At 43.6% G+C, this 26,170-nt stretch carries 14 protein-coding genes; 1 reads left to right on the plus strand and 13 read right to left on the minus strand.

The window, feature by feature from the left end:
- Window positions 1-7: 7 nt before the first annotated feature.
- The 9 genes from AACQ93_RS09365 to hsdR all read right to left on the minus strand — a co-directional run bounded on the left by AACQ93_RS09365 (window position 8) and on the right by hsdR (window position 19,892).
- Window positions 8-6,286 carry a DEAD/DEAH box helicase gene (locus AACQ93_RS09365; RefSeq protein ID WP_064604419.1) on the minus strand — a complete coding sequence of 2,093 codons (6,279 nt, stop codon included), beginning with the start codon at window positions 6,284-6,286 and terminating at the stop codon, window positions 8-10.
- A gap of 11 nt (window positions 6,287-6,297) precedes the next feature.
- Window positions 6,298-9,621 carry an STY4851/ECs_5259 family protein gene (locus AACQ93_RS09370; RefSeq protein WP_232323303.1) on the minus strand — a complete coding sequence of 1,108 codons (3,324 nt, stop codon included), beginning with the start codon at window positions 9,619-9,621 and terminating at the stop codon, window positions 6,298-6,300.
- A gap of 130 nt (window positions 9,622-9,751) precedes the next feature.
- Window positions 9,752-10,087 carry a hypothetical protein gene (locus AACQ93_RS09375; protein WP_064604425.1) on the minus strand — a complete coding sequence of 112 codons (336 nt, stop codon included), beginning with the start codon at window positions 10,085-10,087 and terminating at the stop codon, window positions 9,752-9,754.
- 246 nt (window positions 10,088-10,333) lie between these two features.
- On the minus strand, window positions 10,334-11,314 hold the full coding sequence (locus tag AACQ93_RS09380) for a protein kinase domain-containing protein (RefSeq protein WP_064604428.1): 981 nt from the start codon (window positions 11,312-11,314) through the stop codon (window positions 10,334-10,336).
- Between the two features lie 15 nt (window positions 11,315-11,329).
- The gene (locus tag AACQ93_RS09385) at window positions 11,330-12,190 is read right to left on the minus strand and encodes a PP2C family serine/threonine-protein phosphatase (RefSeq protein ID WP_064604431.1); all 861 of its coding nucleotides are present in this window, start codon (window positions 12,188-12,190) and stop codon (window positions 11,330-11,332) included.
- 21 nt (window positions 12,191-12,211) lie between these two features.
- Window positions 12,212-12,883 (minus strand): vWA domain-containing protein, encoded by a 672-nt coding sequence (locus tag AACQ93_RS09390; protein WP_064604434.1) that lies wholly within the window; start codon window positions 12,881-12,883, stop codon window positions 12,212-12,214.
- Window positions 12,884-13,195: 312 nt separating this feature from the next.
- The gene (locus tag AACQ93_RS09395) at window positions 13,196-14,605 is read right to left on the minus strand and encodes a restriction endonuclease subunit S (protein WP_064604437.1); all 1,410 of its coding nucleotides are present in this window, start codon (window positions 14,603-14,605) and stop codon (window positions 13,196-13,198) included.
- The gene (locus tag AACQ93_RS09400) at window positions 14,602-16,260 is read right to left on the minus strand and encodes an N-6 DNA methylase (protein WP_064604440.1); all 1,659 of its coding nucleotides are present in this window, start codon (window positions 16,258-16,260) and stop codon (window positions 14,602-14,604) included. Before AACQ93_RS09400 ends, AACQ93_RS09395 begins: the two co-directional genes overlap by 4 nt.
- A 104-nt stretch (window positions 16,261-16,364) precedes the next feature.
- Entirely contained in the window at window positions 16,365-19,892 is a 3,528-nt protein-coding gene (gene hsdR, locus AACQ93_RS09405) for a type I restriction-modification system endonuclease (protein ID WP_064604443.1), read from the minus strand.
- A gap of 312 nt (window positions 19,893-20,204) precedes the next feature.
- Between hsdR and AACQ93_RS09410 the strand changes: the two genes are divergently transcribed.
- Window positions 20,205-21,125, plus strand: a complete 921-nt coding sequence (locus AACQ93_RS09410; RefSeq protein ID WP_157097544.1) for a hypothetical protein — start codon at window positions 20,205-20,207, stop codon at window positions 21,123-21,125.
- A 162-nt stretch (window positions 21,126-21,287) separates the two neighbouring features.
- On the opposite strand, the gene AACQ93_RS09415 is transcribed toward AACQ93_RS09410, so the two are convergent.
- The 4 genes from AACQ93_RS09415 to AACQ93_RS09430 form a co-directional block, all read right to left on the minus strand.
- Window positions 21,288-21,941, minus strand: a complete 654-nt coding sequence (locus tag AACQ93_RS09415; RefSeq protein ID WP_064604461.1) for a hypothetical protein — start codon at window positions 21,939-21,941, stop codon at window positions 21,288-21,290.
- Entirely contained in the window at window positions 21,913-23,061 is a 1,149-nt protein-coding gene (locus AACQ93_RS09420; protein WP_157097545.1) for a hypothetical protein, read from the minus strand. The genes AACQ93_RS09415 and AACQ93_RS09420 overlap by 29 nt, the downstream gene beginning before the upstream one ends.
- Window positions 23,062-23,127: 66 nt before the next feature.
- Window positions 23,128-24,252, minus strand: coding sequence for a CRISPR-associated ring nuclease Csm6 (csm6, locus tag AACQ93_RS09425; protein WP_064604467.1), 1,125 nt, complete (start codon window positions 24,250-24,252; stop codon window positions 23,128-23,130).
- Between the two features lie 232 nt (window positions 24,253-24,484).
- Entirely contained in the window at window positions 24,485-26,083 is a 1,599-nt protein-coding gene (locus tag AACQ93_RS09430) for a DUF4145 domain-containing protein (protein ID WP_064604468.1), read from the minus strand.
- Between the last annotated feature and the right edge of the window lie 87 nt (window positions 26,084-26,170).

Genomic DNA, 26,170 nt, shown 5'->3' on the forward strand with positions numbered 1-26,170 from the left:
GCTAATTTTAGTCTTTTAGCACTGAATAACTAACATCTGTTGTCCATTCTTCACTATTTATAACTGACAGCTTACTCTCCAGCCTCTTTAGTTCAGTTAACTGAAGGCGAAGGTCAGACCCAAAGTCGAATTTTATCGTTGAATAATGAGAGCTAGGATCACGCAGTTGCCAATAACCAACCCCTTGATCCAACTTCAACGCGACAATCGCACCAGATACTAACTTCAACGTTAACTTACGTCTATGTGGTATTTCACTACGAGAATGATGGCAAACAAGCTTAGGCTCAAAATTGGTTCTATATTCCAACCATGTTTTATATGCTTCAACAAACTCACCATTATCCTGCCAGTCATGATGAAGGAGATGTCCTTGCCTATCTTTTTCATGATAAAGCGTTGTGACCGTTACAGCACGAATCGACTTCTGAGCGTTGCACATCGCTCCTAGCACTTGTGTTATCAACAACATCACTGTCGGGCTTTGTATATAACGATCGCTATATTCAATCTCGATAACAGGATCTTTTGCTACAAGTTCCATCAAGCCAGCCTCTTGCTTCAGCAAATGCATCCAAAAACGCTCACCAAAACGATTGAGAGGGCCGTTTATTTCACTACTCAGTTCAATAGTATTAGCTAACCCTTTAACAACACTTCGATTTTCTTCAATAACATGTGTTGAACATTCATATTTAGGCTCATCCTCTGACTGTACAACAATACCACCAGCAATGTTCCATTGAGCACCTGGGCATAAGTTATTAAGATCACTACAAGCTAGCGTCACTACTTTATCTTGCAGCTGTACCTGAGCCGCTAATTGCGATACTTTAATTTCACTCTTCGCAACCGAAATACCTATTTGTTGGAGTAATCTTAGCTCTTCTTTGATGTCTACATCGTAATTGCTATGCGGTACAACAATAGTGACATCAAGCTCATCAACATTGAGATATGTAACTAACGTTTTCTTAAAATTAGGATGAGTAAGATCCCACTCACTCACATTCTCACCAAGCCATAGAGTCACCTCAGTGGCACCATTATTAATTAATGAACGAATCTTCTGCGCTACAGATGTCGGTTGATACTTTGCGCCTTTGAAAATCTTCAGTTCTGCCGGAAGGGTATTAAACAACAAGAAGTCTTCACCCAGCCACTCTCTTGCAAGCTGACTATCAACAAGGTCAACGTCTTTGCGCGTATCTGATTCAAGTAAACAATCACTACAACCATTGCTACATTTACTGCAACTTAGGTTACCAACCATTTTTTCAATTAATGAGTTAATAAAGAAATTTGCAGAACTAGCAAATCCAGCACCTCCAGATATTGAATCAAAGATCTGGATTACCATGGCGGGAACACCTTCTTCAACAATTGCAGGCCGAACACTGTAGCCTAATTCTGAAATCGAAATCCCAAGCTCTTCAGCAAGGGCTGCCCTCAAGGCTATAGACAAGGTTGTCGCAATGCTTTTTCCATCCGTGTCATCACGAATATATTCGTGTCTATGTGGGTGTTTAAGTACTAACTCAAAAACATCCGTTTTTGTATGGCACCCCAAATGAATACCAGCCATTAATGTTGCGGAGCCTTCACACTCGGTACTAACATCCCCCCTTTTGTCTTTCTTCGGCGCTTTTAGGGGCTGATGTGCTTTAGTTGGGTTCAAAGCAACTGGATAGTCACCATTTTTGTCCATCGACTCAGCTCTACCACATGTCATACAGAGCGCATAACCATGCCCATACTCGCCTGAGGTATGGTTAAATACAGTACCTTCAGCCGTCGATAACATATAACCCATGTTCTTATTAGGTAAGCTAATAGGAGCCGCCTCACCTGCTGATACCCAAGCAGGTTCAGTAGGTATGAACTTCTGCATTGAAATATCATTCGTCGGTGAACTATAGAAGTCTGTAACAAACCCCGTTGGTTGCAGAACTTGACGGGTGTGCCTTTTCTTGATCGGTGCACCACATGAAGGATTTGAGCACAAAATATCACTGTTCACTACTGATACTTCTGTTTCATATCCTGTGTGGCCACAACTGTCACAGCGCCATGCAAGGTCAAATTTCTGCGCCTCATTGCCACTGCTGCTATTAACATTGTGCCAATGCAAAGCTACACCGCCCGAACGAAAAACCCGACCATCCAGTACAATTTCTGCACCTGGAGCATACTCTCGGATTGCCACTGCAAGGTTTCGGCTTGGTAGTCCACGATAGCGTGACACATTATCATCACGCTCCTCTTTTTCTGACCGTTTCTTGTGTTCCTGCTCGCGTATAAAGTCTTCGATATTGTTGTTATCGAAATTCACTACATCCGTTGGGAATCCATACCCTGGTAAGAAGGATTTAGACGCTAACTCTCGAAGTAAGTACTCTTTACCTAATCGAGTCTTCTCTAGCTTCAATCGGTAAGCGTACGGTGAGCTTTCTTCAGCACCTTTTAGTTCCTCTTCCAGGTATTCATACTCGTTAAACCATTTCTTTTGCTGTTTTTGCAATGTCTGTGCTGATTGATTTCTTAGCACTCCAGGTTGAACGTGAGCGAGTACCGTCCCTCTAACTAGCTCTTTTACCTCATCATCCCAAGCAACCGCATCTGACTCCAGCCATGCTAAAAAGTCATCACAAATTGCATTTCCTGAAGGTAAATAGAACCACTCTAGGTTCAGGGATGTTTTCTCGGTATTTGTCGTACCAACACACTGCTTCAAGAACAATGAGAACAGCAAAGAATTTACATGTCGTTGCACCAAACGCTCAGAATTAAACGCAACATAAGGGGCCGGAATTTGAGTCACAAAAGGCCATTTCGGATCTGCGAATACCTGCTGATCATGAGGGTTACCTTTACACAAAGTATAAGAAATCGCTCTCGACTCTTTACTACGACCAGCACGCCCCGCCCTCTGTAGATAGTTTGCGGGGTGAGGAGGGACATTATTCATCACAACAGCAGTTATACCTCCGATATCCACCCCCATTTCCATCGTGGTCGAACAGTTGAGAACGTTGATTTTGCCCTCTTTGAACATATCCTCATAATAATTTAAGCGCTCTGAGCTTTGTTGTGCTGAGTGCTCTGCCGTTCGATAATAAAGTCCGCCCTCAACGGCCCTATCATTGATATCTGTCCAAAGGTTTCTTTCACGTAACTGGCCTACCTGAGAATCAGAATTCACTTGTTCCCGAATTTGTTTTAGGCCTTTTTGGTAATCCAGCTGCTTAGCATCCACTAGCCAAATACACGGAAAATCAATCTCGGTACATTTGTACATTTCTAAATTTTCCACTTTACGTGGTAAATATGGAGATATCCCTCTGAACGTCGTATCAAACAGTTTATTGGTTACAGGGCAAATGAATACTTTATCGACAAATGAAAACATCAGTTTCTTACGATCAAGCGCAAACTGGTTATCATCGACGGATAATACTCTGGCAGTTTCAGTTAAATCTCGCCACACCGCCACCAACCAGGTGTTAATGACATCCTTGCCTTGGGTTGATTCCGCATCGATCCCCGATGCAGCAATCAGAAGCTTAACCAAGCGATGACGGCCACTACCTCGAATCTGTGGCCATTTTTTGATTCGTCCTTCATCTTGCTCTTCTGAATTAGGGTTTCTCAACGTTTTAGAAGCAAACTTACTGCCAATCCACTTCAACCAACCACCACTTTCCAGGCGCAAGAAGTTATTCTCTCGAACAAAGAAATCGAGGCAAACTTTTACGAAGTCTTGCCAGTCTTGAAGCGAGAAGCCGTATTGCTCCCAAAGCTCGGGACAATGCTTAATTCTCTCAAGCCCTGAGTAACTGATTTTCACCAGTCCCTGCGTTTCAGAGTTATTCTGCCTTTTGGGCCTTCGAGCAAACTCTCTGAATAGCAACATATCAGCTAGCTTGTCACTGCCATCGAACTTCTGGAACACCTCAGGTGACAAATACTGGTTATAAAGGAACATCGAGCCCTTGAAATCACTCTTCTTCGACAGCTCCCTAACCATGTCCTCCCAACTTACAGAAGCAAGCTTCAAGGTTGGAACGCCTGATTCTAATGCGCGGGCTTTCGCTTCCAGCTCGTCAGCCATATCCGACATACCCATCCCCCGTAAGGTTTGAGCCTGCGCAATGAGCTCAGCTGGCGAAGTTCCTTCTACTGGCTTGTCCTCACTTTCAGGTTGATCAAGTTGCTTTTCCCTCAAAACTTCAACAACTGACCCACGTAATTTTGAACGCTCTGCTTCCTGCTGCATTCGCACTGACAGACGCGCAGTTCCTTGGCGGCTATCGGTAAAGGTAATCAAACGACGACCGCGAGCAGGCAACGACTGTGGCCCCTCTTTACTGTCTGAGCCATCAAAGTCAGGGCAAAATTCAAGCAAGGTTGGCACAACATTAGCGATATAAAATGGCGCACCTAGCATAGCCCTCCTGAAAGGAGATGATTGTTGATAACCACCAAACCCACAGCCGCAACACACTTGTTTTTTACTGATATCGTGGGTCAATTGGTATCCGTCAGCCACAAGCGAACCGATCCAGCCATCCAGGCCGATCTTGATGGGTACATAATTTTCATCTTTATCGACTTTTGACGCGAATATTTCAGGTAAATGTGATGAATCATCGAGGTTTTGTACCTCCGTCTCCTCTTCACTATCGGAAGATTCATGCTGCAGTGAAAATTCATCCCCTGCATTTGTATTCCATTGAACCAAGGTACCTTGCTTATCTCGCCCCATTAGGTGTGGTTCATTACATTCCGTACAGAAGCTCAACTCCAAGACTGGTGCACCGCAATCACACTTTTGTCGATGAACAGCATATACGTTGCCGAAAGGCCATGACTTCGCCAGTGGTGTCGCTTTCTTCGCAGGACAGTTACTATCAATACAGCTGAACAAGCCATTTGTCATCCTTTGGAAGAAATGTGCCCTGACTTTAAGAAACGCTTCTTGATAGCTCGATGGTTTCGTACCGGTAAGCAAATCGAGCCAACGTAAAAGTTCCTCTTGACTAAGAAGCGACTGATTCAGCTGTATTGAAACCCTTTGGTTTATTTCATTCAATGTCAACGGCTTATCACTTTTTACAACTACATCTCGCAATGTACGTGCAAAAGGCACTGCAGAGATTGCATCGAAACGTAATTGTGACACTTCTGGGTCAGCAGATCCTTTCTTGACTTCTTCACCACTAGGCTCAATTGCTTCTAACTCCTCTAGTGATTTAGGCTGAGCCTCGACAAAATCGATTTCAGGGATCACACGACGCCCGCCAATCACTTTGACTTGCTCGCTAGATATACCCGCCAAATCGGCCAGATATTGCTTAAGCTGGTTACTGGCATCTTCACCAGCAATTGTTGCTGACGTCGCAACAAAACGTACATCTTTCGCTTCAACCCCAAAAGCCTGAAGCACCCTTCTCAACTGTAACGAAAGCTCAGCGGCCTGTGAGCCAACATATGTGTGGGCTTCATCAAGGACAATCCAGCGCAATGATTTTTCCTTGCGCGAACGCTCAATAATCGGAGAGTCCACCTGACGCACCAACATATACTCAAGCATTGTTCCATTGGTGACTAGGATAGGTGCCGGCTCTTTACGCATTAATTCGCGTGATAGCACTTCATTTGGACGCTCGTTCTGAGCCTTCCTCATTTTGTTTTCGCTATTTTCGGTATTACCGTTATACAGGCAGTAGCGAATACCACTACCAAAATGTTTAGTCCATGCATCCAATCGCTCTTGCTGGGAGTTGATCAGTGCATTCAATGGATAGAGAAACAGGGCTCGCACACCAACTAGCGGAGCACCCTGCTTTTGGTACTCACGGTGTATATCTTCTATAACGGGTACCATGAAACACTCGGTCTTACCTGAGCCCGTACCAGATGTCACAACTACCGACTGCGGTTTTTTCGAGAGTAATGTTTGCCACGCCGTCAGCTGGTGTTTGAATGGGTTAAACCTAGCTTCAAAGCGATAACGCCCATTAGATTCATCATCAAGAGCTGAAATTACAGCCTGTGAAAGCAAGTTTCCCTTAAGATCTGAAATCTTGGGCTCAGCGAACTCCCAGCCAAAGGTATGCTCGAACAAGGGTGGGGCCAAAAAAGATTCACTCTCACCACAATCCTTTGAAAGTACTTGGCCCAAGTGAGTTCTCAGTGCACTGTCACTAATACCCAAGATACTCAAGGTGGCTTCTCGTGACCTTGATACTGACTGCTCAACTAAATCAGAAAAATAACGTGTCATTGAATTACCTATTATTGTGTTTTTTTAGCATAGTGAGACAGGAAACAGCGATACATAGGGTCAAACCACTCCCGGTCGAAATCTTTAAATTTCCGTAACTTAAATAGCGTAAATGGAGTTAGTTGGTTCACTATCATTTCAGGAATCATGTCACTCGCCATAGCCGCCGCAAAAATCGGGGCGTAAACCACCCCTGCTTGATATGGGGCATTAATTTGAATACCAAATGGCACTAATTTTTGCGTTTCACAAATTTGCTCTAGTTCTTGCCCAAACTCTTCAGGCCAATGGTTATCTTCACTATGTTGGCGAAGTAGATCCTGGTACCACTGTTGCTGGATCATGCTTTCTACTAGCGGGAGGGGGATTTTTGCTGGCCATTGACCATTTTTCAGGTATTCAGCAACTGTATCCGACAGCGCAGGAATTGCAGTTGTTAGCTTATCGATATTTTTTTCCACAACTGTATCGACAAACGATTGCGGCAATCCACTACTTTGCAGAGCATCTTTCATTAGTGTGGCAGCATGGTGCCAATCTTCAACGCTGATCAACTCCCAAAATACCGGCAATTGACTTTCTATCTCGGCAATGAGTTTTGCATCACATTCAAATTTAAAGAGAGCAACAGCCAGAGCTCGCTTATCCCTCACCAGATGCCGCCATACCTCGAAGGTTGAAAGGGGTAGATAGCCAAAGTTCTTGAAGGTATCACGCATATATTGCCAGCCACTGTGCTCCCAATCAGAAGACATCTGGGTAAGCACATCAGCAATCACACTTCGCTCTGCCCTTGGTTCAAACGCCATTGCTGCTTTTTGAAGTGTTCTCACATCCTTTGTATCATCAGTTGTTGCACCAGGAATGAATTTAGCGCGGAAAGCAACACTTGAAGTTGCATCCGGCACAACTAACCAAGGGCCACCAGCGCTTAGGTAGGCTGGTAATTCGTATTCACCAGTTGCGACACCTTCTGATTCACGGCTAATCAGCGGTATAGGCTTCTGCTCGGGAGCAGAAAGAGAAATAAGTACCGGTTTGACATTTTCAGCGGAAGATAAAACCTTAGAGCGAATTGCAACTACATTATTCACCCGGTCATAATCCATCACTGTGGAATAGTGGCTGATATTGAAACGAAGCGGCCTGCCCGGTCCTTTGACCAACAACTCAACCTGGCTATCTAGGTCTTCCCGCAGTGACAACAACTCAAGAATAGCTTCTTTCAAGCCATACAAACTTACTTCCAGAGGTTTATCAGTCACGCGGTAGTGCCAACGATAAGCTGAATTCTTAGTACGGTTATTACGCGACATCTTCTCTATTGCTTCAATCTCGTATTTCGCTGGAGCCCCCTTTGGTGCAAAGAGGTGAAGCCGACTACCCAACAGATCTTCTAGCGCCACATTCTCAGGTAATGGTTTCCCATTGGCACCATATGCAAAGGCCCCCTTGGCAGGGAATGGAACCTCAAAAAGGATAGGAGCACTCAATAAAGAAGCTAGCACCTGAACAGACACATTCGCCGGCGGTTTTCCCTTATCCTTTGCAGAAAGGATAAGGTCGGTATAGGTGTCTGTTTTTTGCATATCTTCGACAATAACATTGTCAGACATAACGTTGCATACACAAGGTGAAGACGTAAATACACGAATTACCCCTCGATCAGGCGTATCACCACCAATAGGCTGAATCTCGAAGTCCGGCGGTAAAATACCTATACGTTTTCTGAGCAAAACATTCCCGTCAGCTCTCTTAGCAGTAAGAAGCTGTCTACCATTAACCTCAGAGCGACTCAAACTTTCGACAGGCTTCCCATTCAGGAACGTTGATAGGCCAAATAACAAGTGATCATCAGCACCATACTCAACTGTAACTTTTGGCATACCTTTGAATACGAGAGCTGGCGTAGACTTCCAGAACAGCTGCTCCCCTTTAACAATCAGGCTATCGATGGTAAAACTATCAGCACCAGAGCTAATGACATAACGCTCGTCATGCTCGGTAATCACTTCACATTTACCCTCAATAAGCTGGAATTGATAATCGCCAAATTTGAGATCTGACGGGGTTACTTTCCCTTCCAGCACATTAAGTGTTGAGTTTTCAGGAAGCAATACCCCCGCTTTTGCAGACTTGACCTTAGTCGATGCTTGCCCCGCAACTAGCCATTTGTCGCTTTTTTCTATCAGAGTTATCGCTGTCTCACCAACGTCAACCGAGCTTGCATAAAGTCGAATTTCAGATAGCTTTCGCCCCGATTGCATTGCAACCAAATACAGTTCGCTCGCAGGATTCTCTCGACGAACCTCAACTTGGCTATGCCTCATGCGAACTAATGTATTGTCACCCTCAAACTGTGAATATCCAGTTCCCAATGAAGCAAGTTGCTTTTCACCCTCGAAAATCGCTAGCTCGATTCGACTGCTGCTCAACTCTAACTTGGTGAGCTCAAAAGAACATGTATTGGGTAAAGTCACCTTAGACAATACGGCTTGCTTGGCGAAAGAGACATAGTGCTTACAAGCCAGCATCCTTTTTACCTTTGCCACTTTACGAACTTCATCAGAAGCCCTTGTCAACAAACGCCCCAGAAAAGCTGATCCCGTCTCATCTTCCAATGGTAATGGGAAATCTTCCCGCCACCTCGGGTATTGAGAATCCAGGTACTCGGCAGGATTATCTTGCTTATCAAGACCAAAACGGTAAACCAGTGAATCCAACTGCTCGACCATATTCGTAATCAGATCAACAGACTCTGGGCCTTGCAAAGTGTTTGGCAAGCGACTAATACGGTGTTGGATAAATTGCTCAACCGCCGAAGCACCTAAATCTCTAAGGAGCTGATAGCGCTCAAATATCGAGAAGAAGGCACTCTGATAGTTATTACTATCGCTGGAGAGTAAGTTGGACGGCAAGCCACCTTCACGGAACACCGAACCTAAATAATCGTTCCTTTCAGAAAGGTGGCGGGAAAGAGGTCGCTTCCAATACACTTGCAAGCCTTTAATTACGACATCACTGATTTCAGCCGGTGATAATTCAAATGACAAACTGTCAAAAATAGGCTGCCAGCTCCAATCATGAGTATATTCACGCCGGAACCACTCCGCACAATAAATAGTGAATGCGCCACACCACTCTTTGGTTAACAGCATACCATTCGAGTACTGACGACTATCACTCAGCGCCTTTCGTAGTGACAGATACTCATTTTTAGTCATATGGTATTTATACAGCTCTGTCGAATTCTTGTACTGAGCCTGCCTGGACACCAAAAATGAACCCAACCAACGTGTACAAGAGAGGTGCGTGGTATTATCCAATGTACTCATAATTAATATTGTCCCTCTACAGGCTTAGCCAAAAATTCACATCTGCATTCTTTATCGTCAATTTAAAAGCATTTCTCTGCTGGCAGACTTCTTGAAAATTCATGATGCATGTCCATTTATTGACTCAGCCTTATGGCTTTAAGTAATCGACCAAATTTTCAATATCATGTTGAGAAGTGATTTTGAGTTTCAACACCACTTCACCTCGTTGTAGGCCTGGTGTGGAATAGGTGTTGCTGTGACGGCCCTTGTCTTGCGGGTACACTTGCAGTGTAATTGCCGGCATCTCAATACTGTCAAACGGGTGCGGCAGCCATACATTGGCAAACTCACCATGATCAGGTTTATCAACTTCAACCACAAAGCCAAAATGGTTGGTGATGTGCCAAGCCTCTACCTTTTTGGTTGTTCGGGTTGGTTCGCCGAATTCTTCGTGTAAGCGGTTAATAAGCGTGTCTTTAATCATGAAATATACCTAATCTTTTATGCCTGGCTTCCAGCCTACAAAACCAAACCGCTTCCTTGGTTTTTATAAGCTCGTTAATTCATCATCTCACCAGGAAAAACAATACCACTCATGCCATGCTCATATAGTGACCTGGACCATATCATACGGCTATTACATTGAAAATAAATGATAAAATACGCTGGCGAACGAATACAAAACCCATACTATCTATGTGTTTATAACAGCAGTAATGCGAAACAAAAACTAAGCGATTTTCATATTTTGCTTTGCCTCTGTAGGCCAGAGTTCATCCACTAGGTGTCCCTGCTCAATTGACCACTTATATTGCGATAGCAGTTTTTTCAACTCAGCTAACCGTACACGTTTGCAAGGTTGATGTGCCCCTTCCGTAAATGTGGTCATAAACGCTGATTTAAGGTTATAGCTTAAATGGCTCCACCATACGTACCAGTAGCCTGGGGGAATGGCACCATCTACACCAGGACGGATAGATTGCCCATACGGGAAATGGCCATTGGCTATATTCTGAGTGGTGCTTGCCCCACCAATATGTTCATAAGGGTGGCGACCACTCATTAACAGCATGAAGCAAATAACGGTTAGCGAAAAAATATCACTGTCTTCATTGCGAACAACTGAACTTAACTTCTTCCCTTGATGCTCTGGGGGGATCATTGCATCTTGCCCAACAGGGCACGGATAACACTGCCCTTTCGATACAATTTGATAGCTATCACAATCAATAAAGCTCACCGTAGTACTGTCAGGATCAATAAGGAAATTATCTAAATTGATATCACCCATATAGATCCCCTGCTGGTGGAGTTTCTCTGCAGTAGTTAACATATTGATCAGGTAATCAATCAAGCGAGTTCGGGTTAAACCGGGAAAGTGTTTCCTAACCAGCTTCGGATTACGAAATACGCTCATGGTTTTACCACTGACCTTTTTCATTGCGTACCCCATCCATTGTTTCTGTTCATCAAACACCGGAATTAACGGCCAAGCCATTGGAAGCTCTTTCAACCAAGGTTGAAGGTCAGCGAACAACTGCATCTGTGCGAAAATCTTATCCTGACGTTGCTGCTCGGTACGCAAATGATCATGGTAAACCTTCACCACTAAATCGGGACGGTGTGATAGCGGGTAAACAGTACCTTCTCCACCACTTTTTAGTGCAGGCTCTACTTGTTGTGGGTTGTGCTTTAGATCATAAACTTTCATTTACTTACCCCTATATCATTGCGCTAACATTGCCAAACTCTTATCGTCCCCAGTTGTGCTGTTCCACACATTCGGGTCGCTCAAGAAACCTAACAGTGATTTAGCTACTGTGGGATTTATGGTTACCTCGTTGTAAACCCACTCCACCATCTCCCCAACTTTACCTGTACGTTGACAGACCAAACGCTCACCAGCACCATCACTCATTGCTGCCACAGCCGTCATCTCATGTGAAGGCATCAGACCATGCTGAAACAGTGACAACGTTAACTTGTCATCGACAAAACATGTGTGATTGGCATACTCCCCTTTTTCTGGCGGACTAATAAGTTGCCATGCACTGTCTGAACCCTCGCCAACCCGCTTCAGCAAATAGCCATCACCAACCTGACACCAATAGGTGTTATAGCGGCCAACGACACAGAGTAATAACGTTGCACGGAAATCATTCATTGCTCGCTTATGTTGCATGGCTAGATCTTTAAGAATCCCCTTGGCATGACGGGAAATCATCTTGCTGAGCATTTCATCAACCAAAGCAATATCAAACTCGGGATCATCAAGCCACTGGGCCAGCAAAGGCTCAATACTAACCAGCAAGCGGCTCAAACCAAGACTCAGTGCTTGCGCGCCCAAATCGGACACAGCAGCGCTGCCAGCACCGTCACACAGCACAAGTAAAGGGCGGGTTAGGTTCTGAGATAGACAGGCATCCTGGCATACCTGTTGATTCACCCTATGGCGATAACCTACGACCGCCTCACCCGCATGGCGCCAGTTATCAAGTTCGATGGGTTGAGCCTTTTTTACAGGCTTTTCTAGTGCGTTAAACAAAAATTGCTGTGCCGATAGTGGCAAATAATGACTCACCTGCATGGTTGCTTTCCTTTGCAAAAATTAAATATCGATACTGTCCCAAGTCCCAGTACTTGGCAGGCTAATTTTGTCGCCTGGCGTAGATGCGCTAACCCGCTGCATACTCTGTGAAAGCCAAGCAAAGAACTCTCTAAATTTCAGGCCATTTAATTTTTTAGGTGGTAGCACGCTAAATTGCTGCAGGATCTGCATTTCAGCGTCATCGCCAATACCAACGCAAAGCACGACCATTTTTTTCTGTTCAGCTAGATTACGTAAGCGTTGTGCCGCGCCAGACCATTCATCATTTGGCCCGCCATCTGTCATCATTACCACCCAAGGTTGATAATAACTCACGCCATTTCGTTGATATTCCGCTTTACGACTCTCGAGCTCGCTAATTGCCAGATTCACCGCCTCTCCCATTGGGGTCATGCCGTAAGCTTGGAGCTCGGAAACTCCTTCAATATCTTCAACGGTTGTCAGCTTGCTTTGTAGCTCGACTTTAGCGCCAAAAGTAATGACACCCAGTTCTACAGAACTGGCAGCAACTTCATCACTTTGCACTTCTTCAATGAATTGACGAACACCACGATTTAACTCAGTAATTGGTGATCCAGTCATACTGGAAGATGTATCCAGCAGTAACATACAAGGACAGCGTGGAGCTGGGTTATGGATCAATGCATCGTCTAGATTGATTGGATAGCTCATGGTTTCTCCTCCGAATGAAAGGCGGTAATTGCCAATGCATTCATCATGACAAAACTGGAGGATTTATTAGCAATCACAAGCTTGTAATTTCTGTAGTATAAAAAAAGGCAACCGAAGCTGGTCTCTTGATCACTAATCGAGTTGTTCAAGATACTTGGCTAACACTTGTAATACCCGTTCCCGCTCTGATGACGAGAGATCAACCCAACTAACCATGCGAATATTACGGCACACAGTTACCACATTATATACGGTTTAAATTCATCAACAAAAAAACCAACATAACCGAAATCATGTTGGCTCCTCTATAATTTACGCTGTAGCTTTCTTCGCGGCTCTTTTCTTGGCTGCCTCGGCCTTCTTGGCGGCTTTGGCTAGGGCTTCCGCCTCTTTACGGGCTTCGGCGATGCGCTCCAGCAGTTTGTCCGCAGGCTCATCATCTGGGTCTTGCGGCACCAGCTCACCACGGAAGGCTTTGGCTAGAATGCTCTGGGTTAGGTTATCCACCCTCGCCTGCACCTTTTTCACCTGCGCTTCGATGGTGTCGGCAAACGCGAAGTATTGGTCAACTAGGCGAACGATCTCTTTTTGTTCTTCAATTGCAGGCAAAGGTATTGACGACTCTCTGCATTGTGTTAGGGAAATGTTCACTTGGCCAACTGAGCCCTTAGTCTCAGGCATAACCGCTCGAACCAAGTCCCCCTCACACAATACATAATAGAGGTATTTGTTATCCAATAACTCAGAGTCGGCTCGGAATAAAGTGATTGCTTGATTCAAGTTCCACTCTGGGTACTGACTAGTAAGAATTGCAACTTTACCTAAAGGTGGCCCAACAATATTCATTAAAACATCACCAGGATAAGCAACTGAACGTTTAAGCTTGTCATGGTGCGTATCGGTAGTCACAAATTGCGGCTTATAGTCAAAATTAATCTGTTGATTGACTATGTTATAAACTTTCAAAAAAGGTATCGTACCGCCCTGATTGAATGGATCATTTCTTGGAGTAGAACCACTTTGCACTTTGACACAAATATCTTTCGCGGCCTTCACTTTCCAAGAGCTTGGCAATAACTTACCAAACACTTCACGGTATTCTGAAGAGCTACGCCACTCCTCAGTCAATTTCCCCGATACAGCGGCGGCGAGGACGGATTGACGGAAGCGTTTGATGATCGCGGGAATGCCATCAAGACGAGCTTTGATGGTATCCACCTGCGCCAACACCTCGTCGAGTTTTTCAACGATGCGCTGTTGTTCGGCAAGGGGAGCAAGTGGGAAATCAAGGCCATTAATTACCTCTAAGCGAACGCCCTTTACAGTTGTTCCGGTCCCTAGAGACTCAATTTTAATTCCTTGAGAGCGATACCAGTATTCAAAGAAATACTGATCAATTTCTTTGTTTACAAATAATGCTTTTAGGTCTTGATTAATTGCAGAATCAAAGCTGGCTCTTACAATCTTTCCCAAGCTCATACGTGTAGCAATAATTGGAATACCGGCGGGAATAACATTAGTGCTACTATTTTCTACAGCTTCTTGAGTAATATGATCAATGGTATCAGTCAGATATGTTTTATTCATATCTTTGACTGTCATCCACGGAATCTCCCCCTCATAGTAAGAAGGTACAGATTTACTTGGAGTCCCACCACCTACAATCTTGTCAACAACATCTTTAAGCTTTACCTGAACCCACTCTTTCGGCAATTGACTCATGCCTCAACCTCCTGAGCTGCTTCTTCTAGGAACTCGCCACTAGGATCTAGGTCCTGCTCTTTCAACCCAAACGCCTCTTCCAGCAACTGCTTCTGCGCCTCGGCTTCATCATTAGCACCCAGCGCCTGCATTAGCTGGTAAATCTCTGACATGGCTTCTGTCAGCTCAGCCATGGCCTCACCAGCTAGTATTTCTGGCTCTGGTAGGTTTTCAACCGACGTCGCCTCTAGATCTTTCAGCCAAGAGATATCTAGGCTGTCGCCTTTCTGGTCGCGGATATAGTCACGGGAGAACTTACGGAAACGAGCGTTTTCAGGCGATTGCTCAACAGAGTCTTCCCCTTCGGCGTAGATCGCACCTAGTACATCCCACACACCTTGAGTACGTGGTGACAGGCCGTTCTTGTCTTCACCGTAGGCTGCAACAAAGGCATCGAAGTGTTTATCGGTTAACGGGCGGCGCTTACCAAAGGTATTCATATTGGTACGCATATCGAAGACCCAAGTTTCCTTGGTACAGCCTTTATCTTGATTCGGGTTTTCCGGCGTACCTTTTTGGAAGAACAGCACGTTGGTTTTCACGCCCTGAGCGTAGAAGATACCGGTCGGCAAGCGCAAAATGGTGTGCAAGTTACATTTGTCCATCAGGTCTCGACGGATATCGGTGCCCTTACCACCTTCAAACAAAACGTTATCAGGAATAACGACTGCCGCACGGCCGCCTGGCTCTAGGCTTTCGACAATATGCTGCATGAAACACAGCTGTTTGTTTGAGGTTGGGTGAACAAAGGTACGGGTAATGTTAGTACCAGCAGCACTGCCAAACGGCGGGTTAGTTAGCACCACATCGGCTTTTGGCAACGCTTCACCGTCGCTTCCCAAAGTATTACCCAAACGAATAGCGCCGCCTTTGTCTTGGTCGCCTTCGATATCGTGCAGCAGGCAGTTCATCAGTGCCAAGCGGCGGGTTTCAGGTACTAATTCAAGGCCAACAAACGCACGCTGCATTTGGAAGTCTTGATCTTCTTGCGTCATGCGTTTTTTGTCACCGCCAACCATTTGCCATTCAAGGTCACCGGTATTGGCTTTAATGTATTTATCTGCTTCAATCAAGAAGCCTGCAGTACCCGCTGCCGGATCTTGGATCACTTCACGCGGCTGTGGCTGCATCAGCTTAACAATAGTGCTGATCAATGAGCGCGGGGTGAAATACTGGCCAGCACCTGATTTGGTTTCGTTAGCGTTCTTTTGTAGCAAGCCTTCGTACATATCACCAAAGTCATCACGAGATTTGCCTTTGCTCCCTTCAAACCATTCAAGTTTATCCATACTCGTTACCAACTCAGATAATTGTTTTGGCTCTCGAATAGTTGTATTAGCTTGATGGAATATTGCTTGAACAATAGCATGATTATGCTCGCCAAGCTGAACAAGCATCTTTCGATAAAAACGATGTTGATCCTGTCCTAACTTCTCGCGTAAATCATTCCAACGAAATCCTTCAGGTAAAAAGTCTTTTTCTTGACTAGTTTCTTCACACATTTTGAGGAACAGCAACGACGCCAACTCATTCACGTAGTTTTGGTAAGACACCCCACCATCACGCAAGTTGTCACACAATTTCCACAGTTTGGCGACCAAATCATTATTGTTCATGCTTTTCTCGATATTCTTACATTCATAGTGAATACGTGCCGAGTGTAATTTTCATCTTGATGACACATCACGCACGGCACAATAATGCGGGTAATGATAGTGGATTAGGCAGGCTGATCCCATACATAATCATTGAGCTTGGCGAGTATGGTGTCTAATTCACCATCGAAGACGTTCGTAAGCTTACGTTTACCGCCCCGGCGCTTGAAGTTGCCTGATTTAAAGGTGTCGTCATCAATCACCACTTTCTCTTTCAGGCTGTCGCCCAGACGATCCAACCAAGTGAGTTGCTCGTCACTCCAGCCGTTTTCTGCCTTAATGCGCACCAGCGCATTATCTACCCGCTGGTCAAATGGCAGTAATGCGTCACCAATGGCAGCACGGCGAATATGGCCAATCAGGCGAGCAACGATGTCTTGGTTCTTGGTTTCCTTCCAAGCTACACGCAGGGTCGATTCATCGAAGTGTTGGCGATCAAACCACTCCTGAAGCTCTAGCAGGGCCTTACGGGTTAAATCGCGTGGCTTGTTAATCACGGTTTGCAGCGCGGCATGGGCATTCGGGTTACCTGTCACCAAGTTATCAAACGCTTCTAGGAAGTCTTCAGCGTTCGCATATTCACCATACAGACGCTCAACGCCAATGACCTCGTCGTCGATATCGGTGAAAATCGGCGCCTTGCGCAAGTCATTTATATCAGACTTGAGCTTTTCAATCCGCTCAATTAACCCATCAACTTTGTTGAAGATTTCTGCCGTCCACTTCGGGCCTTTTTCTTTCAGTGTACGGGCAAAGCCACTGAACTGGCAGCCCATGGCATCCTGGCAGATATCATCAAAGCGCTTGATGGCAGTGTCGATTTCCTGTGAGCGGCCACGGTTGTTGTTAGCGTGGTTTATCACCCGCTGCAATTTTGCAATCAGCTGCTCGTGGCTGTGCTCAGCAAAGCTACGGCCATCGGCTTCTATCACCTTGTAGGTTTCCGAGTCGGTGATTTCATTGACCAAGGTTTTCAGCTCTACCTGCGGGCGCACCACGACCGGCTTCATCGTATCCACTGACTCCAAGGTATCGTACAGATCCACCGCATCGAAAATACGGAACGCTACTTTACCCACATCTGGGCACAAGCGAGTCGCACGGCCTTTCATCTGCTCGTACAAAATACGGCTTTTCACTTTACGCAAGAACACCAGGTTACAGATGCTCGGAATGTCGATACCGGTGGTGAGCAGATCCACCGTTACCACGATGTTGGGCAACCGCTCTTTGTTATAACGGGTGATCATCGACTGCACTTTAGTCGGATCTTTGTCTGAATCACCGGTGATCTTAATAATGGCATCGTGCTCTAAGTCAGGATATTTCACCTTAAAAGCGGTTTGCAATTGTTCAACCACCATATCGGCATGGGGGTTATTGACGCAGAAAACCAAGGTTTTTTGCTTACCTGTCGGATCGAGATGGTTGACCAGCTCTTTACACACCGCCTTGTTGAAGTTTGGAGCAACAACACTGCTGTTGAAATCGGCAACATCAAAGTTCTGCTCATCCTCCAAGGTATCGGTGATCAGCTCACCCTGATAGCTGATCCGCTCTACCTGTTCACCTTGAGCAAAGTACAAACCATCGCTACTGCGCTTGGTGGTAATTTTAATCGGTGGTTCCTGATCGGTCAGGTAGCCATCAATCACCGCCTTGCGGTAACTATAGCGATAAACTGGCGTGTTGAAGATTTCTACCGTGTGCAGGGCTGGTGTCGCCGTGAGTCCAACCTTTACTGCATCAAAGTGATCGATAATGCGGCGATAGGCTGAGATAAAGTCGAGCTGGCTACGGAAAACCATTTCGCCTTCGGTCTGTTCTTTATCGAGGATATAACCACGGTGCGCTTCATCGACAATGATGCAATCATAGCGACCTACAGGCATTGGTTCATCGCTTTGCAGTGTGCGCTTCACCAATGATTGGACGGTAGCGACGTGGATCTTGGTGCTATCTTCAGGGAATTTGTCAGTTAATCCCTGAATATTGAAAATAGAATTAAAGGTATCGCCACTGATACGGGTATCTTCAAACGAGTTTAACGCCTGCTCACCCAGAGAACGACGGTCGACCAAGAACAGTACCCGCTTGAAGCGCTGAGACTGGATCAAACGGTACATCAAAGCAATAGCGGTTCGTGTTTTACCAGTACCCGTTGCCATGGCGAGCAAGATTTCCTGTTGGCCTTTGATAACGGCTTGTTCAACTGCCGCGACCGCTTCTTCCTGGTAGTAACGCAGGCCCAATTCGCTCATGTCCGCATTATCTGCAAACCAGCGATTATGAACGTGAAGATCACTTTCTAGCTTGGCAATAAGCTCTTCGGGACGATGCCAAGCCGGTAGCGCTTTTGGCATGTTTGAGGTATGACGTACATCTCGATACCAGATACCACTTTTACTTTTTAAAGTTGCACTGTATTCACGGCCGTTTGCTGAATAGCAAAACGGGATTTTATAAACATCGACGCCATTAGAATCAGGCCAAGTTACCGTGTAACTTGGAAGCTCTTCTGCAATCTTATCAAGCTGCGCATCGTCATTCGCTACACACTCTGTTAGCTCAGCCCTGAGCAAGTCATGATCAAAGGTTTTGCTGTAACGGTAAGCCTCAGGCAGTTTGCCTTGTACATCGGTATTCTTACTTTTTGCTTCAATCACCGCGACAGGTATTAAACCGACAAACAACACATAATCAGCAAAGCCAGTATGGCCGGTTTCATCAATGCCGGTTGGCCATTCTGCAATCGCCAGGTTACGCCCCACTTGCGGACGTGTGCCGTTCGCATAACGCAAGTTAACACTGTCTGCATCCCACCCGGCTTCACGCAGTTGACGGTCGATAAGATAACGCGTTTCTTGCTCTGAGAGGTCAAGCTTACGCGCAGCAGCACGCTGGTTGATTTGCTCGCGGTATTCTTTACGCTCGCGTTCTGTCTTCTTGCTCAGTTCTTTATCTTTAGCTTTTAGCTGAGCTTCTAACGCTGCAATACGGGCTTTAGTTTGTTCTTCGGTTTCTTCCTGCTTGCCTTCCAGGATAGAAATATAACCATTTAGCGCAGTTAACTTATTTTTTTGCGCTTCAAGCTCAGAAGCGGATTGAATTTTCTCATTCAGCGCCTCTGCCAGTGCTTGCTTGAGCGATGAAATTTCATGATTATACGCTTCGTCACTGCCACCTTGTGGCAGTTCAAAAGCAGGGACGGCGAAATCGAGATTCTTAGTCACCAGGCGGTAATACCAGACACTGACTTTAAACGCGATACGCAACATCATCTCGGCATCATTCAAGTCGTTATGGTATTCGTGTACCGCTTTATTACCGACTTTTCGTAGCTGGTGGAAAAACTTTATGATGTTATCGTCGACCCAAGGCAAACGAGAGAAATCGCGAAGCAAATCCACTTGGTTTTCTGGGATCTCCATATCCAGCAATTTGGCAATATGCTTGGCAGAAGCCTCGCCAAACATCCGCAATTTCACCAAAGTAGTATTGGGATCGTCCGGGTAGTTTTTCTCTGCCGCATAAGCAATACGGTAGAGAATGTCGTTTACCCCTTTTAGAAACTCAAAGTTGGTTTTTTTCATACCAGCCCCTAATCAACTGAAATATTACTAATTATGCATCACATAATAACATATAACTATGTGATATAAACTTCAAAATCAATACGTTACGCCTTTTAACTATCAGCAACGAGTATACTGGCTTAACCTGCTCAGCCCTGAAATCAGGATTTTTCAATCTTGAAATACCTTAAAACACCCTGGTTAACATTAAAAATGAATACCAATTAAATACCAAAACGAAAGAAATATGCTACAAACTCTTTTAAAACAATGGATTACAATCAGCCTGCTGTTATGATATATACGTTTCTGTCTTATTATGAGGTAAACATGGATCTCCAATTACGATTTGATTTAGAAGATTTAGAGCTAGATGATTGGGATGATTTCGAAATCGTTATGGATTATTTAGCATTAAACGACTTTCAATGCTTCTGTAAGTACAATATCGACGATTTTATTTCCAACGTGATAAAAATCATCAATGACAATATTAATAAACCAGGTATACATCAGATCATTATTGATAAATATGGTGAATTAAGAGTCAGAAACTTAGACTATCGCTATGCAAATGTTATATGTGAAAATTTTGACGACAAAGAAATAAGAACCACTAGCAACTTATACAAACGAGCAAAAAGAAACAAAGAAATAGTCATTATAAATCTATTTGAAACCATCAGCCCATATGGTTACGAATCTGAAGATTTATGTTATAAAGTAGAAGAGTTTACAAATACACTCAATGAAATTAAAAACATAAAAAATTATAAGCATGAGGTTTTTCGTTGGATTGAGTTTAATCAAACAATCAGAAGCACAGCGGGTAATTATGACCCTATAAACAACCATTTTTCATACCCTGATTTAATCTTTGGCTTTGAGAAAAAAGAAATTATGACCAGTATATATGGGCGTGACTATGATTTCCATACAAGCCCTGAACTATATAAAATGCTTAAAAAATTCTCCTTAATGAAGAGAACTTTCTTTGATAACTATCGAGATCATAGCAAATCTGTTGACAACATGAGGAATACACATGAATTGTTTTTTAAGATCAATTACGCGTTGCCTGATGAAATAACAAATGAAATTAAAGAAATTTTAGCGAAAAACATTAATTTCCACGATAAAATTGAACATATTGAACGACTTTATAGATCTGGACCTCTATCATTAAGAGTAAATATAGAAAACCTGACTGGTTACCATATCTGGCGCATATGGGATAGTATAGTAGAATAATAATCAAGAGAAGGCAGCTAAATTTACGGCTGCCTTCTCAGATTTTTTGTCTTATTTGATAACGTTAAAAATACTTTGACTTCTCAATCATTATTTAATATAGTCAGGAAAATTCATGACCTCAATTACAAATAAATAGTAATGGCTGTATTACCAAATTATTCACATACACTCGTTGTGAACCTCACCATAAGCCATTTCACGAACTAAATCTAACTCACCACATTCAGGGCAACGATTGAGCAAATGACTTCCAGGAAGGTAATGAACGAGGAATTCTATTACTTCTTCAATCGAACCTCTGAATAGCGGCTCCCAGATCACATCTTTTTTAATATATAGACAACAATCATTATTCTGTTCCTCTGATGCGTTGTCACAAATACAAATTTGTATTGATGCTTTATCTGATATTGAATAAAAACAATCTGGTGGCAAAGCTATTTCACCAGAAACATCATGTTCATCCAAAACACCAAATTCTAATAATTGATGTTCTGCGTAGAGGATCTTATCTGAAATTGACAAAAAATCATGTGATACCTTGCTGTCAATAAAAAGATCTCCACTCTTTATCAAAGAGTTTATATAGTAATTATACATAGACGATACAACAGATTTACCATCTACCTTTAAGAACACCTCTCTATTGTACTTATTCGCCAAAGCCTCAATGCAATAAAAAATAATTGCATCCGCTTTTATAAACCAGAAGATAGAGTGAAACTCCGTCGCTGAAAACAGATCAAGACCAGAAAGCTTGCCTGAGTAGTGCTGAATCAACTCCTCAGGTAAAGGTATGCTTAAAGACAGCAACCCATAGCTTATCCCTTACCCTGCTGAATTTAACATCCCAAATGTTGCTAACAGGAATAACTCTTTTTTCCCTGAACAAATCATTCAATATTGATACTTCAACTCTTTCAGGATAATCAGACGAGTAACTATTAAGCTGAACAAGTGAATATTCCGCCTTTAATTGCCTTTCGAATCTTTCAAATTCTTTTTCTAGTTCTTCGTATTCTTTACGTAATTCTTCAAAATATTTGACACCAAGTTCATTTTTTACTTTGTCGTCATCCCAATCAACGACCTCCTCCGCCAGTGATGTAAATTCAGAAGATTCTGATGCTAATAGCTTGGTAAACTTAGCGAACCATTGAATACCCTGCATGTTTTTATTGTTAGGCTTATCCCGATACTTAGAAAGCGCAAAGTTAATCAGATTAGGGCCAAAATAATAATCTTCATCTATACATGGATTAATATCAGCCCCTTTAGCTACTAACATATTCATAGTTTCGAAATCGTAGTTTTCGAATGCATACACCATTAATGGTGAATATTTGGGTTTGTAATCAACATCCCAGTTAATATTAAGGTATTGATGGCAGGCATGATACTCTGGCTTTAACAGTCGTAAGGCAGGGTAAATATAATTATGCACATCATAATCACCAAAAAATTGCATAATCTCAGCATCTTCCTTGATAAACTTACCTTCATGATGGACATTGATACCTGGATGTAATAGCAAGAAATTAAACATCTCTTCGCCACAATACATCATGGCGAGAGGCAATACATGCAGCTCATCTTCATAGTCTTGCTGATTTATGTCTTCACCCAGCGCCAACAACGCCATCACAAGCTCGATACTGTCGTTCATCACAGCCCAGTGTAACGGCATGATTTTCTCATCAACGTCGTTATACATGTCATATGATTGCAATAGTTTTGCCGCAGTGAAGTGTTCACCTTTCCTAATTAATGCTGCAAGATTTTCTTCTAAGACACCTTCAATGGTCACTTCATCAAATAATGATGGCTGGGGAGCATTATTTTTCCAATTATGTAATTCTTTTTCGAACCATTTTTTTTTAAATAATTCTGGTAACTGATGTGTTTTTAACTTGTTTCTGAAAGTAATACTCATTTTTATTGCTTTTATGTTAATCATGCTAAAGCTGGCTATTGCCACATTCATGTTGTCAGGGGCAAATCAAACAACCATGAACTCAATCTGGTGTTGGTGGGCACTAACTGTATATTGTTGGCTATATCCTGATGCCTTTGACTGTATCTCAATCTTATTCGAAGCATCAGGCGGCAAGATCTTTTTAAGCTTATTATTAATAGATGAACGGAGCTGCTGAACGAAGGTTCTATCCATCCCCTTAAGTGAGTCAAGGGTGTTTTCTTTCAAGTCTTCCGGCTCAATGCCAAAGGTGCGATAAACTCTAACGTCACTGGCAATCTCACTGTAAGTGTTTAAAAAGCCAATCGCATACTCTTTGTTTTCTTCAAAGTACCGGTCTACGACCAGCCCCTTGTCTCCCATTTGTAAAAGCCAGATGTAAAATGCCAACTCTTTCGCGGTCAGGGAGATATCAAGACCAAGCAGTGTTAGTGTTTTTGATTTTTTATGAATGGAAATTGAGATATCGTCTCGATGTGTTGCATTGAGTGTTGCAACGGTTTGACTAAACGACATATTGCCCATTGATTCAATCAATTGTGGATTAACTGACTGACGCATTCGCACAAAAGGAATTTCAGCTAAAGTTACCACCGCCTGGCTGGTATCTACCTCACCCTGCCCGTGCTTTCCTGCTATCCATTTGGGCTGGCGCGTAGGGTACCAAAAGTCACGAACGAACTCAAAATCGTCATTAACGAAAACATGGCTTAAGGTATCTTGCTCCCTCCCCAACAAAGACATGGCATAACCAAAATAGAACGCCATGGTTTTACGACCACCAGCCAGGGACGCATGAATGGCAACATCGTCTTTTTGAGTGAGCTGGTAGACTTTTCGGGTGATAAAATCAGCCATATACGTTTGATCAATAATTGATTTCGCATCATCTATCGGTTGGCCGTTATCATCTTCGATCAACCAGATATGATCTTCCGTGAACTTGAAATCGGGGAGCTGATATTCTTCTTTCAATGCATTCAGGTGGCCATCGCGAAACAGCCCGTTCATTAACATCTGCCTTGTACTGCGGGTGGTGATGACATAGATTTCGTCGGGAAAAGGCTTACCACTGGTGTGGATAGCATATAGCGTCTCGGTTAGCACCTGCGGACTTGTGCCCGTTGTAGAAAGGAGAATATTTTTCATGATGTCACAACAGCCATGATTAAAGCATTAACATGCATATCATTATGACAGCTACATCTTTTCAGGCAAGTTTGTTAGACATATTAGACACCTGATTTATCAGGAATTTTAATCGTTCATTACCCGAACGAATCATACAAGACAGAAATGCGATACATTCAGGATACGCCCGTCACCCTGAATCCGAGTAACGGGTGTTGTTCAGAGCCACTTTACTTAATACCGCACGACTTCACTTTCTTCTTGCACTCTTAGCTTGCTTGCGTGCTTTTTTCTGCTTGGTACGATCAACAGCTTTACGTTTTACCTTCTGGCAAACATAGCTACTGTCGCGCATCAATGCTTTACCAGACGGAGAGGCTAAAAACTGCTTTGCTTGCTCACAACCTTCCTTTGCTGATTCACGAATAAGTACTTTTAAGTTCTGGGGTGTTTTAACTTTGTTGGCGTTTTTAAGTAACTCAACGATTATCATGGCTGCATCAAATTTCATTTGTGCTTTCTCAATGACATTCTCAGTTTGTTGCAGTGCGGCCGGGTAGAGATCAAGCGCCTTATGATAATTGCTCTGGTCCAGCTTCAGTGCATCATACAACCGCTTTTCATACCAAAGGTATTCAGGTAGTTGAGCACTCCCTTCTAACATCTTACGAGTACCACTGTCTTGATTTTGCTCACAGTTTAGTAAACCATGATATTCGCAATAACCACGGATAAATTGAACTCCAGGCGCTTGATAAGCTTCTGCTTTAATCAAGGCGGTACGTAATTTTCTTAAATTTAGTTCGTTAGCTGTATCTTCTTCCCACAGATCCAACTTGTTAAAGGCATCTGTGGTAAGTGCTTTCTTATCTGCAACTTCCAGGCTACGATTCAGCCATTTGTTAAAGGCCAGCTCATCCTGTTTATAATATTGCGCCAGCAAGCAATGTAATGCTTCCTGGTGGCCTTTTTCACCAGCTGAGTTGAGGTATGCCTGACCTCGACTATGTTGGCCAATTCGACATAAATATAGATAAAACTCCCACTCCGCTTCCCCTGATTCGTCGGTCTCTATCGCCTTTTTAAAATAATCATCAGCGTCCTCTGAACTAAGGTTAAGCAGATGCTTGTTAACACAGGATGTCGCATATAAAAGCCAGCAGTCATTGCTGCCCTGTCGCTCTGCTTTATCCAGCCAATATTCAAGATCACGTTGATATTGAAAATAGTGCGGTTTACTGGCCGTGGTTTGCTGATCTAGCTTCTTCAATAAGCCAGAAAAATGCATAGCTATTGCGATACTTGCGTCCGCATTGCCTTGCAGGGCTTGGTGCACAAGTTCAGCCTGTTCAGAAACCTCTGGCTCTGTCCAAGTATCAAGTGGTTGTTCGCTGATTCCCGCCACATTCAACACCAAATATTTGGTCAATTCAAAAACATCCTCCATCATCCCTTTCAGCTTGTATTTTGAGATAAGGATATCGGCACGAAACTGTCCATCAATATGACGCTGAATATGTACCCCCTTGTTAGATTCTGCGCGTAGCGTATCCAGCATATCGATCACATACGGGGGCACTTTACCTGACGCTTCAATTTGTTTGATCTTGTTAATCAACTCACCACGGACAGGAGGCCGTAGTTTGATTTTCTCTCCTACTTCATGGCACCACAGCTCCAGGAACAACCGAACTTTAACCAGGCAGCAAGAATGATCCTTCGTATAGTAGTAGTCAATTTGCTCACAAACCTGATATAACTCAGGAAAGTGCGTTTCAATAAATCCGTAATTGGCTTTACGTTCCGTGTTTTGCTCATTGGTTAAGAAATCATGGGCTATTGCATTCATCGTCTTCTCTCCTTGATTGATATAACATCAGAATAGCCAAGAGAGATTGCCACTCAGCAATAACAAGCTTGAAAATTAACAGCTACA

This window comes from Photobacterium sp. J15, assembly GCF_963870815.1.
Lineage (GTDB): Bacteria > Pseudomonadota > Gammaproteobacteria > Enterobacterales > Vibrionaceae > Photobacterium > Photobacterium marinum.